The organism is Bacillota bacterium, assembly GCA_023511455.1.
Lineage (GTDB): Bacteria > Armatimonadota > HRBIN16 > HRBIN16 > HRBIN16 > HRBIN16.
In genome coordinates this window covers 26,856-43,525 of sequence record JAIMBJ010000014.1, presented here as the reverse complement: position 1 = coordinate 43,525, position 16,670 = coordinate 26,856, and the positions used below count along the sequence as shown (strand labels likewise).

Sequence of the window (16,670 nt, the reverse complement as noted above, 5' to 3'; positions counted from 1 at the left end):
AGCCAAATCTGAAATGGTGTCGCGAGGGTGACACAATGACCTGCATCACCGTCTGGGACGGCGCGGACTGCGTGGGGGGCAATAAAATCCTGCTACAAGACCGCGACCTGACGCTGTGGCTGGACTTCGGGCAGAACCTCAGCCGCCTGATGGAATACTACGAGGAGTTCATCAAGCCACAGAAATCGCGTGGGCTGTACGAGCTGTTCGTGATGGGCTTGCTGCCGCCAGTGCGCGGCATCTACCACGAACGCTTTCTGGAGGATTATCGCTTCGACGAGTGGCAGGCCCAGCTGGAGCAGGTGGATGGGGTACTGCTCTCCCACGCTCATCTCGACCATGCGGGCGACCTGCAATACCTGCGCGGGGACATCCCCCTGATTTGCTCCGCCGAAAGTGCGTTGCTGTTGCGTGCCCTGCAGGATATGGGCAAAGAGGACAGCGGCACCATCCTTGTGCGTCGCTTCGAGCAGAAAAACGGGGAGTTCCAGACGCTGGCATGGAACCGCAAGGAGACCCCCATCGCCACTTTCCGGTCGGTATACACGGTGGATAATGAACCGGAGGGGGCGCAAGATTTCTGGACGCAGTTGCCCGAAGGACGTCAGGAGAAATGCGAGGTGTTGCCATTGTGGACTCTGGGCGGGACTGTGAACGGGCATCGCGTGCGATTCTTTCCCGTAGACCACTCCATCCCCGGCGCGGGGGCGTGGGCGGTCGAAACCGACGCGGGTTGGGTGGTATACACCGGCGACCTGCGCTTCCGAGGCGAGCGACGCCACCTCACCGAACAGTTCCTGCAGGAGGCGGCGAAACTGCAGCCTGTGGCGTTGCTGATAGAGGGCACACGCATCAGCCGAACGGGCTCGGGCTACACGGAAGACGATGTGCAGGCGCGCCTTGCTGAGCTGCTGTCGCAGCACTCTGACCGTCTGGTGGTGGCGAACTTCTCCATGACCCATCTGGAACGGCTGCTGCGCGTGTGGCAGTGCGCCCGCGACAGCGGCAGGCAGCTGGTGGTAAACCCAAAAGGCCTGTACCTGCTCCATGTGTGGCGAATCAGCGGGCGCGAGATGCCTCTGGAGGACGGCTCGCTGAGGCTGTATCAGGGCGTGGGCAAACCGCCCTCCGAGGCATGGGAAAAAACTCTGCACCAGCACTACGGCAACCTGTGCCTCACCGCGCAGGAGCTCGCCCGCTCGCCGCAGGACTACCTGCTGTGCTTCGGCTACTTCGACCTCAACGAGCTGCCCTACCTGAAAGTGAACGACGGCGTGTGGATACAATCCTTCAGCGAACCAATGACCGAAGAGCAGCGCATCGACGACGCCCGCCTGAACCGCTGGCTGCAACGGTTCGGCCTCATCCGCTACCCCACGCACGGCAACGCCGACGACGAGAGCGTGCCGCTGCACGTCTCCGGGCACGCTTCGGGAGAGGAGCTGGCACATGTGGTGGAGACCATCCGCCCCCGCAAACTCATCCCGGTGCATACACAGGAACCCGCTGTCTTTTCGGAGCGGTTTTCGGGTATATGTGAAGTGGTGATTCCACAGGCTGGCAAGGAGATGGTGCTATGAAGATAGGCATCATGGCGGACAGCCACGACAACCTGCCCAAAATCCGCGCGGCGATGGAGCTGTTTGCGCGGGAGGGAGTGGGGCTTATCCTGCACGCAGGCGATTTTGTCGCGCCGTTTGCGGTGCGGGCGATGCATGGTGCGCCCTGCCGGGTGCTGGCGGTGTTCGGCAATAACGACGGCGAGCGGGTGGGGCTGGCGAAGGCGTTTGAAGCCATCGGCGAGGTGCATCCGCGCATCGCCACGGCGGAGGTGGACGGCAAGCGCATCGGCATGGTGCATCAGGACGAGCTGGTCGCGCCCATCGCCGCCGGCAACGCCTTTGACCTGCTGGTCTACGGGCACACGCATCGGCTGGACATCCGCCGCGAAGGGCAAACGCTCATCATCAACCCCGGCGAGGTGGGCGGCTGGCTCACCGCTAAATGCACCCTCGTCACCCTCGACACCGAACAGATGGAGCCAAAAGTGTGGGAGGTGTGAGCGGTTGCCTTCCACTCTAAACGGTGAATCCATACAGAATGAAACACAACACCAAACCAATGGCGCACATTAGCAACACCAGCACGCACCCTGAAGAGCCGGGAGGAGGGGTTGGTGGAGCTGCCATTGCTTCACAGCGGGCTGCTTCGGCGTACATGCCTGCTAACTTGTAACACTCGGCTGCCTTTCGATAATTGCGAGCTTGTTCATAACACCGCCCAGCATCCGCATATCTAGACGCCTGGTAATAGCACCGCCCAGCATCTTTATACATGGTCGCCTGCTCATAGTATTGTGCGGCTTGTAGTGGTTGCCCCACCTGCTCTGCCTGCTTCGCCCGACAACGGGTAGCTGACTTCGTATCCCCTGCCTTCTCATAGCACCGCCCAGCATCGGCAGTCATGCCTGCCTGCTCATACAGCTGAGATGCCTTCAGGTAATCACCTTCCGCCTCGAGCCGCTCCGGCTTCTCTTCAATCGCCTGCAGGCTCAGCACCGGTACCGTCTCGGATTCTGCCCAGCTGTTCAGCCAGCGTTGCCAGTCGTCGGAAAGGTTCGGGGGCAGGTACTGGCTGTTCGGCTCGATAATCCACAGTCCCCGCCGCGCCCGCGTCAGCGTAACGTACAGGCGATAATACGCCCATTGCCGTTGCACCACAGAGCCGGTGCGCTTCTGTTAGTTCACCTGACCGTAGATACCGTACACCGCCGCGCGGTCGAACTCCAGACCCTTCGCCTCCTGCACCGAAACCACCTTTGCGCCTTCGCTGACACATCGCCGCACGAAGTCATCCTGCTCGTCTTCCTAGTCCCACACGATGAGCGCGCCCTGATCGCCCAGCCACCTCGCCACCTGTTCTGGCGGGCAAGATGCCGCTTCCACGCCGACCGGCGGCAAGCCCTCCAGCAGAGCGTCCACATGGTAGTCGGGCTGGTGTTCCAGTGCGTACAGTTTCTTGAATCGCTGCAGCTCCGTCTCCAAAAAGCACGCAATCTGGCCTCTGTTGCGCAGGTTGATACCCAGTGAGCCGTCCTCAACGTTTGCCGCTTGCCGGAGCCGCGCCCGCAGGCGGTTCCAGTGGAACCCCGATGGGCGCAACGCCTGAAACGGGTCGCCGGTGAGAAAGAGTCCAGACGGATGGCGCACCAGATGCAGCAGAATCATCCACTGCACCTCGCACAGGTCCTGCACCTCGTCCACATAAACGCCGTCATACTCGGGAAGGATAGTGTTGCGCTCCCGCCACCACTTGCGCGAGAGGTCCAGTTCATCCTCGCCGTCGAAATGGAACCACATCTGCAGGGACTCGTAGATGGCATCGTGCTCCTGTTGTTGCTCCGGGAGCTCTACAGCGGAGACGTACCCGTCTCTATCCAGCGGCTCTCGCGTGTTCCAGTTGAGCTGCCCCTTCACCGCGTCCCAGTACTCCGCCCACGGGGTCTCCTCGTCCCAGAAGTTGGGGTGTGTTTTGCGCCACTCCCGTAAGGGCTTGGGCACAGTCTCCAGCAGTTTCCAGCGTTTCGCGGCGTTTCGGTATGCCTGCCGAAACTCCTGACGCCGTTGCGCGTAAGAAACCAGCTGTGCGTCTGGAAACCGGCGGCGCAGCAGCTGTTCGTAACTGAGGATGTGCACCCGAGGCAGAAGTTCGCTTCCGCCGGGAAGCTGCTGGAACAGCAAGCGACACAGCCCGGTCAACGTGGGCGAGTAGGTCACCACCAGATACCTGCCCGCAGGATTGCTTTTCGCGCGACGGTACAGGTGATAAAGCATGATGGTGGTTTTGCCGCTGCCCACCGTACCGCTGAGCAGCAGAGGACCCTCCTTGCGCACGAACTGCATCTGCTCTGGCAGCAGGTGCAACAGGAAATCCTCGCTGCTTTGCGCGATACGGGCAAGCTCCTCATCGATGCGCTCGATGTCCACCTCACAGAATTCGTGCGCGTCACGCAGGCTTTCCACCTCCGTCCGCGCCGCCTGATCCAGCCACCACTCCTCGCCGCGATACCGCAGCTGGCGATACTGATTCAGCACGCCCTTGCCGGGCGCGATCTCCTGTTGGACGATGGAGATGGGAACCCAGGGGTATTCTGGCAGTTTGGAGAGATGCACCTCTTCCTGCACGGCATCTGCATGGAGTAGAGCTGTTAGCGACAGGTGGTCGAGCTTCTGCACGGCGTCGTAATCGATGCGGCGGGCGCGTTTCAGGGCATCGTCGTGGTGGTCGACGTCCCACACCACCAGTGTCATGCGCGGCTGGTCGCTGCCGCCCTTTTCCCGATACACCGTTGCGGGCTGTGTGGTGAAGACGAGCCGAATGTCGCGATTGACCCGCGCCTCGAACACCGGCAGGTCAATCCCCTTCAGCCGTTTCATCCCAAGCCCTTTCGCACGCGAATTTCCGTCCGTCAGCTGACCCAGGCATTGGGCGATTTCCCGCGTGGGCAGTTGCTTGTTTCGGATTTTCTTCAGCACGCGGCGGTGCATCACGACAGACGCGCGCGGCACTCTGCGCATCCCCTTTCAGACAACGTGATGTCATATTATAGCACGGTTGCAGATTCGATGCAACGCTGTATTTCACGTCGAGCACAGGAACTTTTCCTGCGCTCGCGAAGTGAAAAGGAAGCGTCCACGCGAAAGGAGGCGGGTTTGATGGTTAAGTTGGTGCTATTGCCTGCGCTGGCGATGTGTCTCGGCTGGGGCATTCGCGGGCAGTTCGGTGGGGAGACGGGTGCGATGGTACCGGGCGCGCTGGTCGGTCTCGCGCTGGCGTTGCTGTCGGGCTGGAGGGGGAAAGACGCACTGCGTCTGGCGGCGGTGGCGACCTTCGCCTGCTCGCTCGGCGGGATGATGACCTATGGGCAAACCATCGGGCTGGTGCAGAACCCGGCGCAGGGGCAATATCCTCCCCCGACCTACTGGTGGGGGCTACTGGGACTTGCCGTCAAAGGCGGGGTGTGGATAGGCATCACGAGCGCGTTTCTCGCCATCGCCGCCAGCGACCGCTACCGCCCACGCGAGGTGGTCTTCCTGCTGCTGGGACTGCTGGGGCTGTTCGTCGTGGGCGTCTACCTGCTCAACCGTCCTCATCACCCACCCGACGCCCTGCCGCCCATCTACTTCTCCGACCCCCGCTCGGCGAAGCCGCGCGTGGAGTGGTGGGGTGGACTGTGGTTCGCGTTGCTGGGGCTGATGGTATACATGGGCGCAGTGAAAAAGCACCGCCAGGGTGTGGCAATGGCGCTGTGGGGCGTTCTTGCGGGTGCAATCGGGTTCAGTCTCGGAGAGGTATTGCAGGCATGGGGCACGCACCAGATACCCTTCGGTGAGGCAGTGCATCGGTGGTTGGACTGGTGGAAGGTGATGGAGATGACCTTCGGCTTCGTGGCGGGCGCGGGACTGAGTATCGGCTGGAAAGTGACGGGACTGTCTCGAGAGGCACCGCCGCGAATCGTTCACTGGCATCCCCGTCTGGACGACCTGACGATGCTGCTTTGGGTGCTACCTGTGCTGGCGACCGACATGGGGCTGTCGTGGGCAGAGACGCTGGGCAGTCTGCCCGCGTTCTGGATGGTGTTTGGCTTGCTGGGTAGCCTGCTGGGCAGAGGATGGGCGCCGTTCGGCGTGGGCGTGGCGGTGACGCTGGCGTCCGCCAGTGACACGGTGCGCTATCTCACCGATGAAAAGGCGTTGTTTGCCTTTGTCTGGGGCTTTGTGGGGTTGGTAGTGTTGCTGTTCATTGCGGCTTATCTCTCGGCACTCTGGTATCGCCGACAGGCACCGGCATCCACTTGGTGGCTGTGGACGGTATGGGTGCAGACGGGGCTGACGTGGGTGAAGTACCTGCCGCCAGTTCTGCTCACGCCCGACGAGCGCAACTGGTTCGTACGCTGGGGCTCGGGTGGAGTGGTGGAGGTCAGCTTCCTGATGCTGGCGGCGGTGCTGTCACTGCCGGTCTGGTGGCGTGCTGCTGTGAGGGAAGGACGTCCTGTTGGTCCCTCCGAGGGTTAACGCGCCCATTGGAGGGCAAGGTTCCTGCCCAGCGGCAAACCCCTCCCCGGTCGCACAGAGGTTTGGTGGGGGGTTCGGCTTACCAGCAGGCTCACCCTTCAAATGCAACCAAAGACTTGTAAACGGCTCGGCGGGAGCCGAGCCGTTCGCGTCACTGGAGTCCGCTATGGTGGAAGAAGCCCGTGCTTCTGCAGAGTGAGGTGCGCCAGCAGGTATGAGAGGATGGACTCCGCGCCGCCATTGAGGTTCAACCCGTGCGGCGTGAGCGCGTCGTGGCAGAAGCCGGTTTCGGGTTCGTATACTTGAAGCCTGTGGTCGTTCTTGCCCAGGTACCACTCGTAAGCGAGCACCGCCCTCTCCCGATACAACGGCTCGTGCGAAAGCAGGTAAGCGGCGGTACAGGCTTCCACCATCGCGCCGGCGTCCACCGGCTGCTGGTCCCACTGCGCAGGCGCACCGCCCTTCACCAGCCAGCCGTGGTTGCCGACAGGGCGATGATGCCCAGCCACAAAGGTTTGCTGAATCAACCACCGCAGCGCCTGATGCGCCACTTCGATGCCCTCCGCATGATGCAGGCGATAGGCGGCAACGAACAGCGCGTGTGGCAAACGTGCGTTCTCGTAGGTCACCACCGGCTCGAACCACCGCCATTCGCGGTCGCTGTAATGGTGATAGCCCGTCAGCAGTTTATCCACCGTCCGGTGCAACAGGTCGGTGTTATCGGTCTCCAGCGCAGCAAATGCCAGCGCACGTGGCGAGTGGACCTCCATCAGGGCGCGTTCCATGCGCCGTACCATATTCCGGACGGAGTGGTCTGACGGGTGATGTTTCAGCCAGATATAAAGCGCCCACAGCGTGCGTCCCAGCGCATCGTCGCTGCCGACGGATTCCAGCCATTTGCCCTGTGCCGAGCGGAAGTTGCGCACCCTTCCGTTGGGCAGGAATGCGCTGCGGATGTAGCGCATACAACGGTCGCACAGGGCGGCGTGAAGGGCAGCGGGCATCTGCTCTCTCGCCAGCGTTGCCACTATCAGCGCGCGCGCCTGGTCATCTATCGAGTAACCGTGCTCGGGGGCAGGGGTGCGCAGGTTGGCGTGCTGCCACACCCCCAGAGGCCCGAGCAGGGTATGCAGGTAGTCAAACCGCATCGGACAACCGCTCCGATGTCGCAACGGGTTGAGCGGTATCACCAGCCGGCGCGTACGCTGGCGACAGATAGTGCCCCGGATATGGCATCGCTGTGGCGTAATAAGCCAGAGTTGCCCGGCTCAGCCACAGACCGAACTGCGCCCCCACGGATGTCCACGTGGTGTGTCGGCTGTATTGATACGCTTTGCGGCGCAACCCCTCGCGATAGGCATCATCGCTCAGCAGGCGATTCAACGCTTCTGCGATAGCCTTCGGGTTGCGGAATGGAACCAGTACGCCTCTGCCATCTGCCAGCAGTTCCTGCGCATACAGGTACGGCGTAGACACCACGGCACACCCGCACGCCAGGGCATAGGTCAGTGTGCCGCTGGAAATCTGCCCCGGGTTGGGATAGGGCGTAATATAGATATCGGTTGCGGCGAGGTAACGCAGCAGAGCTTCCTGCGTCAGATAGCTGTTGACAAACCGGACATTGTTCTGCAGACCCAGCTGCTCTACCAGCGCCAGCAGCGACTCGCGATAGGTCTCGCCCTCATAGGCACGCACGTTCGGATGGGTCTGCCCGAGTATCAGATACAGCACGTCAGGATGATGCGGCACCACATCCTGCAGGGCAGTAATCACGTCCTCGATGCCTTTCCCCCGGCTGATGAGTCCGAAAGTAGAGACGATTTTTCTGCCCTCCAGACCCAGCTTGCTCTTGGCGACTTCGGTGCTGGTAAACGGCACATCAGGTGCGCCGTGCGGGATCGTACGCACATGGTGCGTGGGCACATGGTATACCTGCTTCAACAACCGAATGGCAGTATGCGACATTACCATCACGCCCTGTGCGTGCGTCACGAGCTCCCGCAGGATGCGCTTCATGATGTCGCGCGGCTGCGGCTCTATGGTGTGCAGTGTGACAAACAGCGGCACGCGCAGCGCACGCACAAAGCGCAAGACCTCCTCACCCATCTCGCCCGCGAACAAACCAAACTCGTGCTGCAAACTCACCGCAGCGGGTTGCAGGCGGTTCAGAAAGTGCGCCGCTTGCTCGTAGTCTTCCACCCGCTCTTTGCGGATTCGCCAGATGACCCGCTGGTCGGCATAGTCCACATCGCCTCTATCTACGGGAATCACCAGCGGTGTCCATCCGTGAAGTTCTACAGCATTGGCTAAATCCCGGGTGAAGGTGGCTATCCCACACTGCACAGGTGGATAGGTACTCACGAACACGACGGTACGTCCTTGCGCAAGACGGCTCATTACCTCACCTCCTTTCAAAGTAATGAGTCGCTCTCGCTGGAGCGTTCGCGTCGTCCGTGTTACCCGAAAGATGACCGGAAGCAGATACTGGACAACACAGACGGGTTGCAGCAGTTAGCATTATACCAGAGGATATGCCGGTTTTGCAAGATTTTGCCGGTTCAGGAGAGTGACAAAAAAACCCCTCTTGTCTCCAAGAGGGGGCTCGTGCTGGTTGGCTTACCGTCCCGGGGAGGGCGGATTCTGGATGGGGTTGGACAGCATTCCTCCCGGCATAGGACGCCCCTGCTGGCTGGGGGGCAATTCAATCGGACCGGACGGTGGCGCAGGCGGCAGCTTCGGCTCGTTGCGCGTACTCTGCCAGTAGACCAGCGCAATCACCACCACAATCACGACGATGATTATCGCAGCAACCGCCGGCGAAATCTCCTTCTTCATCCGCTGTGTTCTCCTTTAGCGTCAGGGTTCGGTGGGATGGAGACGTACTTTGTAGTAGCCCCAGAATACCGGACTCTCTCTGGTCAGCGTGACTCGCACCCATTTCGCGTGCCCGTCCGCGAACATGAAGTTTGCACCGTTGTTATGGCGGGGCGGACCATAGAACCAGGTTTGCTGGTCACTGCTGAGCCAGTAGGTGCGCTTGATGCCGTCGCCCGCATCCAGGTAATAACCGATGTAGCTGTTCCAGGGCATGTAGCCATCTGCCAGCACACCGATTTCGGCGGGTTCGTTAATCGCTGCCAGCGGCCAGCCGCCGAATCGCAGGCTACCTCCCATCAGCAACTCGTTGTAGCCATAGCCCAGACGGTAGTCCTCCAGGCTTGTCACGTTAGGCGATGGAGCGAAGCAGCAGTACGCCAGCCAGGGATAACCGCTAAAGTCCGGTTCCTTGAAAATGGCTGCGCTCTTCACGTAGGGGTACAGCTGGTCCGGGAAATACAGCTGGTTGACCGTCTGTCCCGTGTTCGGGTCGGTATAGCAACCGGGGAATGCCTGCCACCACAGGGTCTCGTCGTAATCCTGGGCGTACATCATGGTCGCGGTTCCCAGCTGCTTGAGGTTGGACAGGCACACGGTCTGCCGGGCTTTAGCCCGTGCCTGGGCAAACACGGGGAATAGGATGGCTGCGAGTATCGCGATAATCGCGATAACTACCAGCAGCTCAATCAGCGTAAAGGCGAAACTCTGTTTTTTGCGATGCATCCGTTGAACCCTCCTTAAGTGTGTTCGTTATGTGTTACCGCCCGGCGACGTGGTAGACTGACGCACCATCAGTTGCGCAGGCAACACGACGCCATGGCGGGGTGGTGCCGTATTCTTCAGCCATTCGAGAAGCATCTCTGTGGCCACACGCCCCATCTCATCCAGAGGCTGACGCACAGTCGTCAAAGGTGGGCTTAACAGAGCCGCAGATACCGGGTCATCGAAGCCCACCACCGAAAGGTCTTCCGGTATATCCAAGCCCTCCTCGCGCGCGATGCGCATGACTTCCAATGCGAGATAATAGCCTCCGCAGAAGAAAGCGGTCGGGCGAGCGGAAGAGCGAAGTATCTGCCGTATCTTTTCGCGCCCGGGCTGCGATATCGAGGTCGCCTCTTCTTCCATCAGGACGAAAGTATCGTCTGGCGGCGTGCCTCGTTCTTGCAGGGTTTGCTGGAAAGTTCGAAGACGGTCCTGAGTGTTGCAGGTACGGGGCAGAGCAAACACACCTCCGATGCGTCGGTGCCCCAGGCTGATGAGATGTTCCAGAGCCGCACGGGTACCCGCGACGTTGTCGCTATCCACAAAGGGCACCTCCAACCCTTCCCAGGAAGCACCGAGAACCACCATCTTCAACCCTGCCCGATAAAGCTGGTTGACCTTTTCCACGTTCTGCTCCAGCATATCCAGCACCAGCAAGCCGTCCAGAAGCGCTTCACCGATTTTTTCTATCTCGTCCGCGGGCACCTCGAGGATAGACAGACTGACAGAAGTGTTGACAATGGCGCGTTGCATCCCCCGAAAGAGCGAGCCGAGATAAAAGTCTTCCAGAGCGTGTTCGGCGGGGATGTGCGCCACCACCCCGATTTGTAATACCTCGGGAGGCGGTGGGCAGAAGTTCTCCGGCACAAAGGTTCCTTTACCGTGCTCACGCCGTATCCAGCCTTCCTTCGCCAGTTCCATGAGCGCCCGGTTCATGGTCATCTGGCTGACGCGCAGCTCTACTGCCAGGTCGCGCTCGCCAGGGATGCGCTCGCCCGGGCGATACTTGCCCGAACGGATGCGCTGCTGGATAATCAGCATCGCCTGAACGTAGCGCGGTAGTGGATTGTTCCTGTCCACAACTTGAATGCTCATCGTTCTCACAACCAGTGTTATAGTTTACTGTAACACTGGTATTGTATATCGCTCTGCCAGAGGTGTCAAGCGTTTTCCTGCGGGTTTTTCGTAAAATTTGAAAAAAACCTCGTGCGAGCGCCGAAGTGCAGGAAAGAGTCGGCGCAACCGCCGAACAGGAAGTTCTCTACCCCATCAAGAACGATGGCTTCCGAGACCATACGCGGGAGGGTGCCTCATCATGCAGCCCGATATGCACCAGGTATCGGAAAAACTGCCCCTGGTGGGTGCAGCATACTTTTACTGGTACGAATGGGACACGCACGCGGGCGAGTGGGGAAACTGGATCAACGGCGTCCACAATACGCCCCTGTACGGCTACTACGACAACCGCAAGCTCGCCGACAATGTGCGCTCGCAATTGCTCGCCGCCGACTGGGGAATGACTCACTTGTACATGGACTACTGGGGGCACGACTGGCGCGGCGAAGGGGGGGAGCCTCGTGAAGCCACCGTGCTGAAAGCCACTGAGCGTGTACATGCGCTGGGCTATCGCCTCTTCATGGGGTTGTATCAGGACGGCGAGAACTTCGCCATGCGCGAGTTCTGGCGCAACGTCAGCGAACGACGCGACACCGTCTACTGGATGCGCCAGTATGCCCGCTCGCCCGTGTGGACGTGGCTGGGCGGGAAGCCGTTCCAGCTGGTTTACTCGCGCAACGGCGCGCCGCAACTCACCGTGCACCATCAGGGATTCCAGCAGTGGTTGCGGGAGAGGTACCAGACCATCGATCGCCTCAACGCAGAATGGGGCACACAGTATCGTCGCTTCGAAGATATCCGCATGGACGTCAACAGCACTGGCTTCCAGCGTGCGCTGAGCATTGAATATCAGTATGAGATATGGCAACGCGACTGGCGCAAGATGGAGGATTTGATACAGCAGGAGTTTGGTTTGCCCGGTCTCTCTGCCTCCTTCGACGTGGGCTACGCGCCCTTCATGGGCTTCGGCTTCGAGCGGTTTGCGCGTGTGTTCGGCGGGGCGCACTCGTATGCTGGCATCTTCGGGGTGCCTCACGAGCAGGATGCAGAACGCTTCCTGCAGGCGGCGGTTACTCGCAGGTGCGGCGGCGTGTTCTTCGACCACCTCAAGCACCGCTACTTCGACTGGGGCATCCGCGTGCCGGGTACCGGCTACCTCCCCGAACCACACCACTACGACCGCTTCTGGGTGGGCAACCTGATGCGATTCGTGGACGGCGTGTTGCATCTCAGCTGGAACGAGTGGTGGGAAGGCTCTAATCTCGAGCCGAGCTTCGAAGGTGGCAAACGCTTCTGCGAGACGAACCTGCTCTACAGCACCCTCTGGCAGCTGACCTACCCCCGTCCGCAAATGCAAGCCCCCGTCGCCCTGCTGGTCAACGACTGGATTTTCGAAAGCGGCACAGGCGACCCCAACGACCTTTACCATGCCGTGCAGGCTCTTCGGGCAATACAGGCTCCCTTCGAGGTGCTTCTGCAGAGTGAGGCCGACATGGAACATCTGCGAAACTATCGTGTGCTGATAGCGCCATCCGGTGGAGCGGGCTTCGGACTGAACGGCAAGCGGGAACGGATTGCGCAAGTGCTGAGAGAATGGCTCCAACAGGGCGACCGCACGCTGATCGTCTCGGCGTTACCAGAGGACTGGACCGGCGAAACGATGCCTGCGACACCCTCCGTGCAATCCGGAACACCCGCCCGGCGGTTCAATTTCCTGGTAGACATTGGCGTGCCGGGCGACGAGCGGGTATTACAGACCGGATTCAGTGGGCGCGAGGACTGGGGCAACCTGCCACCAGGGGCATACGGCGCAGGCACTCAGGCAACCGTTCGTTGGACGCCCGGCACAGGCACAATCACCACCCTTCTGCTTCCTGCCCTGCCGAATACCGACCTGCTCCTGCGCTGGCACGGCAGCGTGATGTGGCAACACCAGGTGCGCGTGATAGTCCACGATGAGCGGGTTGGCGAGGTCATGCTGGAACCGGGCTGGCGAGTGTACGAGGTGCGTATCCCTGCCTCCGCTATCGGTGCCTCGCGGGTGGCGGAGGTACAGTGGAAGTTCTCGGAGGCGATGATACCGCGCGAAAAGGAGCCACAGCGGTTCAAAGACGAGAGCCGAGCCTGCAACCTCGCGCTGGACTGGGTGCAAATCTCTACTCCCGACGCACCCGCAGGCGAGAAAGAGAGCGTGGAATGGGAGCCGATCGACGCCGCTCGCTTCACCGAGGGCGATACGGTCTTCCGTGCTCCCCTGCAGCGCCGTCGCAGCCGCCTGCCGCAAGGCAAAGCACTTAGCCGTTACAGTGACGGCTTGCCGCGCGACGTGCTGGCAGAGATCGGTAGCTCCCGTCTGCTCGCGGTGAACGGCATCTTCACCGACGACCCACGCTGGTGGACAAAAGCGCTGGAAGAAGTGGCTGGCCTGCCCTGCGAGAAATGCCTCCGCCTCGCCGATGGTAACCTGCCCGACACCCCCGACCTGATGGGCGCGGTGCTGCAGGCAGGAACCACCCGCTTCCTGCTCGTCGAAAACCGCACCTGGCAGCCGCAGACCATCCGGCTGCATCCCCCGGAAGCGGACGGCTTGCCGCTGGCGGAAGTGACCACCCTGACCATAGACGGCAGGCACTTTATCCCGCGTCGGGTAGCCTCTCTTCCATTTGAAGACACGGTGCAATACGTCTCTGCCTATCAGCTGGTCTACGCGCCGGTGCAGGTGAATACCCGTCAGTGGCTTGCCTATCCCGGCAGCATCGTGAACCTGCCTGTGACGGTCAAGAACCTGACCTCGGCGCCGGTCAGCGTGACGCTGCAAATCGGCGCGAAAATCGCCAGCGTGCAGGGCAAACCAATCACCCTGCGCCTTGCGCCTGCGGAGAGCAAGCAGGTGCAACTGCCCTGCGAGGTCAAACCCTTCGCCGACTGGGGCATGAAGACGGTGTACGTACAGGTCTCGTGGCAGGAGCCCGATGGGCGGGAGCAAACGGCGTATCTGCTGCGTCCACTGTTGGTGGGGCGCAACGCGGATGTACGCCTGCTGCACACCTCTGCCAGCTCTCACGCGCCTGCGGTCGTGGTCACCAACGCGCCGCGCACCCCGTATGGCGACATGCGATGGTGGCACCCTGCGCAGGACGTGCCCGGCGAGACCGCCCGCGACGTGGAGGTCGTTTTTTCAGGGGCGCGTATCCGCGTTGGCGAACTGCGCGAGGGCGTGCGCAAAGAGGTGCGTTTACCGATACCGTTCAGCGCACAGCCGCAAGCCCGCCGGGCAAACGTTACCCTCCGCTGGCGCGACAGCGCAGGTATACACGAACGCACAGCGCCGCTTGTAATTGCTTCTGCGCCGGGACGTCTACCCGCGTCCCGCCAGGGGCAGGCATCCTGCCTGCTGATCGCCAGCGCAGATGAAGCGCGAGGGACGCCGCTGTCTGTTCCACTGCCTGGGGGTTTGCGTAGGCGAGCGTGGCAGGTACATCTGCCCGATGGTACTCCCCTGCCCACACATATCGCCAACGGCAGGATGCATTTCATTGTCCCCCCGCGCACTCAAAGCTGGCGCATCGATATCGGCTCCCCCGGCGACGAGCAGGTGCTTGTGCGCGGCATGGCTCAACGCGAGGCATGGGCACAGGGTAATACGATACGCTGGATACCCGGAGAAGGACGCGAGACAGTGCTGCGCTTGCCCCTTCCCGCCGGAGGCACATACCGCCTGTTGCTGCACGGGCAGGTGCTCTGGCAGAACAGACTGGCTGTCTTCGTCGACGGGCGTAAGGTAGACGAGGTCGAGATGCGCCCTGGCTGGCAAACTCTGGCGGTGAACCTGCCGCCACGCAAAAGCCCGTCTCCTCAACCTGCAGAGGTACGATTGCTCTTTGCGCAGGCGCATCGTCCGGCGGAGAGGGGTGCAGGCAACGACCGCCGGGTGTGCAACCTTGCGCTGGACTGGATAGCGCTGGAGCCAGTAGAGGAAAGCGGCTTGCTCTTGCTGGGGGTATCGCCAGCGCGGAAAGCGCCTTCACCGTCTATCCAGGTACAGACCGGCAGCGGAGTGGTGCGGATAGACAACGGCGTGCTGGAGCTGGAGTGGCGCGAGGATGCCGGAGGCACAATCACCCGGCTGCGTTCCAAACGCACCGGAAGGGACTACGCCGCGCAAAGCGGCGGCGCGGGGATGGGCACATTCGGCAGGAGCGACCCCAAACGCCCTGCGCAGGACACCGCACAGTTCGTGGTAGACGACATCGTGTGGCAACGCAACGGCAGGGCAACCGTGCGGGTGATAGAGCGCAATCCGGTGTGGGTGACGGTGGAGGCCACCGCTGGCGGGGGCAACCTGCCCCTGCGGGCAACGCAGCGCTACCGCGTGTTTGCCGGTCTACCACTGGTAGAGATGAGCGTGCAGGTGCATCCGCTGGCGGCGGAAGCAGAGGAACTCGTTGCGCTGGAGGCGCGATTCAACGCCCGCTGGTGGACGAAGACCTTCCCGAACTTCGTGGGCACGGGAGACCAGCCGACAGAGATATTCGGCCCGAAGGTGCATTTCGGCTGGCGCATGGGCGACTGGGTTCCGCCGGTATTGACGCTTTTCCATCCCGGCGACCTGAGCGAGAGCCTTTCCCTGTTGCTTATGGAAAACGTAGGCTGCAATCGGGTACGGCAGGGCTTCTGGGGCGAGGAGCGCGGCAAACCCGCCGAGGCGCGCCGCTACGCCACTATCGAACTGGTGGCCCAGCCAGTGCTTCCGGCGCGTGTGCGGCTCTGGCTCTACCTGCACGAGGGCTACCATGTGCAAGCCCGCCAGATGCGCCAGCGCCTGCTGCAGCCGCCACCGGTCGCGGTAGTTGCAAACCGTTAGGGTGAAAACCGCGGCATACACCCCGCAGAGGACAGGTCCGTCTCTACTGCCCCTCTTCGGGCGGGTGCTGCATATTCTGCGAGGTGAGAACCAGGCGCGGCGACACCGGTGAGCGCACACCAGCATCAGGCGGTCGCTGTCCGCCGTTCGCTCTGCGCATCTCCCAAAACAACCAGACCGCCACCAGAAGCAGGATACCCAGGCCGAAGCCAGCCATGACTCGCTCAAACAGCTGCCCTTCCACTGTCGGTGACCTTGGATAGACCAGTAGCGAGATTGCCGCTGCCGGAAGAAATAGAAGAACTATCACAGCTAGGGTGCCGCCAAGCACATCCGCATAGGGGTTTTTGCCATCGTGCGCCTCCTCCTCTATCTCGAAAGCGAATATGTTGAGAAAATAGATACCCAAAATCACTCGGAACAGGAAATCCTCGTTGGTGGGCCCGATGAAAACAAGTATCAGGTACAGCAGTGGGCTGACCCATGCCACGGCGTAGCGCGCCCTCTCCGAGAAACGCGCCCCATCCAGAAGGAATTGCAGATTCGCGCCCGCCGCCAGCGTAACCGCCTCCGTCACCCACCCGGTAAACACCAGCAACGCCGAAGCCAGAAACGCTGTCCGTGCGCCAATTTCCGCATAACGAGAAGGCACACGCTGCCAGTAGACGCGGTAGACCAGCCCCGCTACCAGCGCAAGCGCCATCGCCAGATGCACCTCCACCTCGCCGCGCTGACGCTGTGCCATCTGGTAGTTTGACCAGTTGAAGTAGGAAACAACCACAGCGGCGACGCCCAGCCAGTCTGCCGTGTTAAAAAGTCGCGCAGCGTATCGCACCACCATCACCTCCCGGTATGGCGAGACTATTTTGCATCTTTCGTTCAACACTGTCAAGTCGTTGGGAGGGAGTTCGAAAATACACACAATGTAGCCGCAGGCTTTAGCCTGTGACATTGGAGACAGAACCTCCTGGTGAGCC

11 protein-coding genes and 1 pseudogene are annotated in these 16,670 nt (G+C 61.4%); 4 read left to right on the top strand and 8 right to left on the bottom strand.

Going from position 1 to position 16,670, the window contains the following annotated elements:
• Window positions 1-35 precede the first annotated feature (35 nt).
• Window positions 36-1,580 carry an MBL fold metallo-hydrolase gene (locus K6U75_09440; protein MCL6475260.1) on the top strand — a complete coding sequence of 515 codons (1,545 nt, stop codon included), beginning with the start codon at window positions 36-38 and terminating at the stop codon, window positions 1,578-1,580.
• Window positions 1,577-2,062, top strand: a complete 486-nt coding sequence (locus K6U75_09435) for a metallophosphoesterase (GenBank protein MCL6475259.1) — start codon at window positions 1,577-1,579, stop codon at window positions 2,060-2,062. The genes K6U75_09440 and K6U75_09435 overlap by 4 nt, the downstream gene beginning before the upstream one ends.
• Before the next feature lie 16 nt (window positions 2,063-2,078).
• Here the strand turns inward: K6U75_09435 and K6U75_09430 are convergent, their stop codons facing one another.
• Window positions 2,079-2,717 (bottom strand): hypothetical protein, encoded by a 639-nt coding sequence (locus K6U75_09430; protein MCL6475258.1) that lies wholly within the window; start codon window positions 2,715-2,717, stop codon window positions 2,079-2,081.
• A gap of 150 nt (window positions 2,718-2,867) precedes the next feature.
• On the bottom strand, window positions 2,868-4,568 hold the full coding sequence (locus tag K6U75_09425; protein MCL6475257.1) for a hypothetical protein: 1,701 nt from the start codon (window positions 4,566-4,568) through the stop codon (window positions 2,868-2,870).
• 147 nt (window positions 4,569-4,715) lie between these two features.
• On the opposite strand from K6U75_09425, the gene K6U75_09420 reads away from it, so the two are divergent.
• Window positions 4,716-6,074, top strand: coding sequence for a hypothetical protein (locus K6U75_09420; protein MCL6475256.1), 1,359 nt, complete (start codon window positions 4,716-4,718; stop codon window positions 6,072-6,074).
• A gap of 164 nt (window positions 6,075-6,238) precedes the next feature.
• Here the strand turns inward: K6U75_09420 and K6U75_09415 are convergent, their stop codons facing one another.
• From K6U75_09415 to K6U75_09395, 5 genes are all read right to left on the bottom strand, one after another.
• Window positions 6,239-7,222, bottom strand: a complete 984-nt coding sequence (locus K6U75_09415) for a hypothetical protein (GenBank protein ID MCL6475255.1) — start codon at window positions 7,220-7,222, stop codon at window positions 6,239-6,241.
• Window positions 7,212-8,471, bottom strand: a complete 1,260-nt coding sequence (locus K6U75_09410; GenBank protein MCL6475254.1) for a glycosyltransferase family 4 protein — start codon at window positions 8,469-8,471, stop codon at window positions 7,212-7,214. Before K6U75_09410 ends, K6U75_09415 begins: the two co-directional genes overlap by 11 nt.
• Window positions 8,472-8,690: 219 nt before the next feature.
• Complete coding sequence (locus K6U75_09405; GenBank protein MCL6475253.1) at window positions 8,691-8,909, bottom strand: hypothetical protein; 219 nt, start codon at window positions 8,907-8,909, stop codon at window positions 8,691-8,693.
• A gap of 21 nt (window positions 8,910-8,930) precedes the next feature.
• Complete coding sequence (locus K6U75_09400) at window positions 8,931-9,674, bottom strand: DUF1559 domain-containing protein (protein ID MCL6475252.1); 744 nt, start codon at window positions 9,672-9,674, stop codon at window positions 8,931-8,933.
• A gap of 27 nt (window positions 9,675-9,701) precedes the next feature.
• Window positions 9,702-10,808, bottom strand: a complete 1,107-nt coding sequence (locus K6U75_09395; protein MCL6475251.1) for a GntR family transcriptional regulator — start codon at window positions 10,806-10,808, stop codon at window positions 9,702-9,704.
• Window positions 10,809-11,028: 220 nt separating this feature from the next.
• Here K6U75_09395 and K6U75_09390 point away from each other — a divergent pair.
• Window positions 11,029-11,628, top strand: a pseudogene (locus K6U75_09390) (beta-galactosidase).
• A 4,108-nt stretch (window positions 11,629-15,736) separates the two neighbouring features.
• On the opposite strand, the gene K6U75_09385 reads toward K6U75_09390, so the two are convergent.
• The gene (locus K6U75_09385; GenBank protein MCL6475250.1) at window positions 15,737-16,645 is read right to left on the bottom strand and encodes a hypothetical protein; all 909 of its coding nucleotides are present in this window, start codon (window positions 16,643-16,645) and stop codon (window positions 15,737-15,739) included.
• Window positions 16,646-16,670 lie beyond the last annotated feature (25 nt).

Bases quoted from the DNA above. Each gene is read 5' to 3' on its own strand.
- K6U75_09440 (MCL6475260.1), top strand. From the start codon at position 36: ATGACCTGCATCACCGTCTGGGACGGCGCGGACTGCGTGGGGGGCAAT.
- K6U75_09435 (MCL6475259.1), top strand. From the start codon at position 1,577: ATGAAGATAGGCATCATGGCGGACAGCCACGACAACCTGCCCAAAATC.
- K6U75_09420 (MCL6475256.1), top strand. From the start codon at position 4,716: ATGGTTAAGTTGGTGCTATTGCCTGCGCTGGCGATGTGTCTCGGCTGG.
- K6U75_09415 (MCL6475255.1), bottom strand. From the start codon at position 7,222: ATGCGGTTTGACTACCTGCATACCCTGCTCGGGCCTCTGGGGGTGTGG.
- K6U75_09410 (MCL6475254.1), bottom strand. From the start codon at position 8,471: ATGAGCCGTCTTGCGCAAGGACGTACCGTCGTGTTCGTGAGTACCTAT.
- K6U75_09405 (MCL6475253.1), bottom strand. From the start codon at position 8,909: ATGAAGAAGGAGATTTCGCCGGCGGTTGCTGCGATAATCATCGTCGTG.
- K6U75_09400 (MCL6475252.1), bottom strand. From the start codon at position 9,674: ATGCATCGCAAAAAACAGAGTTTCGCCTTTACGCTGATTGAGCTGCTG.
- K6U75_09395 (MCL6475251.1), bottom strand. From the start codon at position 10,808: ATGAGCATTCAAGTTGTGGACAGGAACAATCCACTACCGCGCTACGTT.
- K6U75_09385 (MCL6475250.1), bottom strand. From the start codon at position 16,645: ATGTCACAGGCTAAAGCCTGCGGCTACATTGTGTGTATTTTCGAACTC.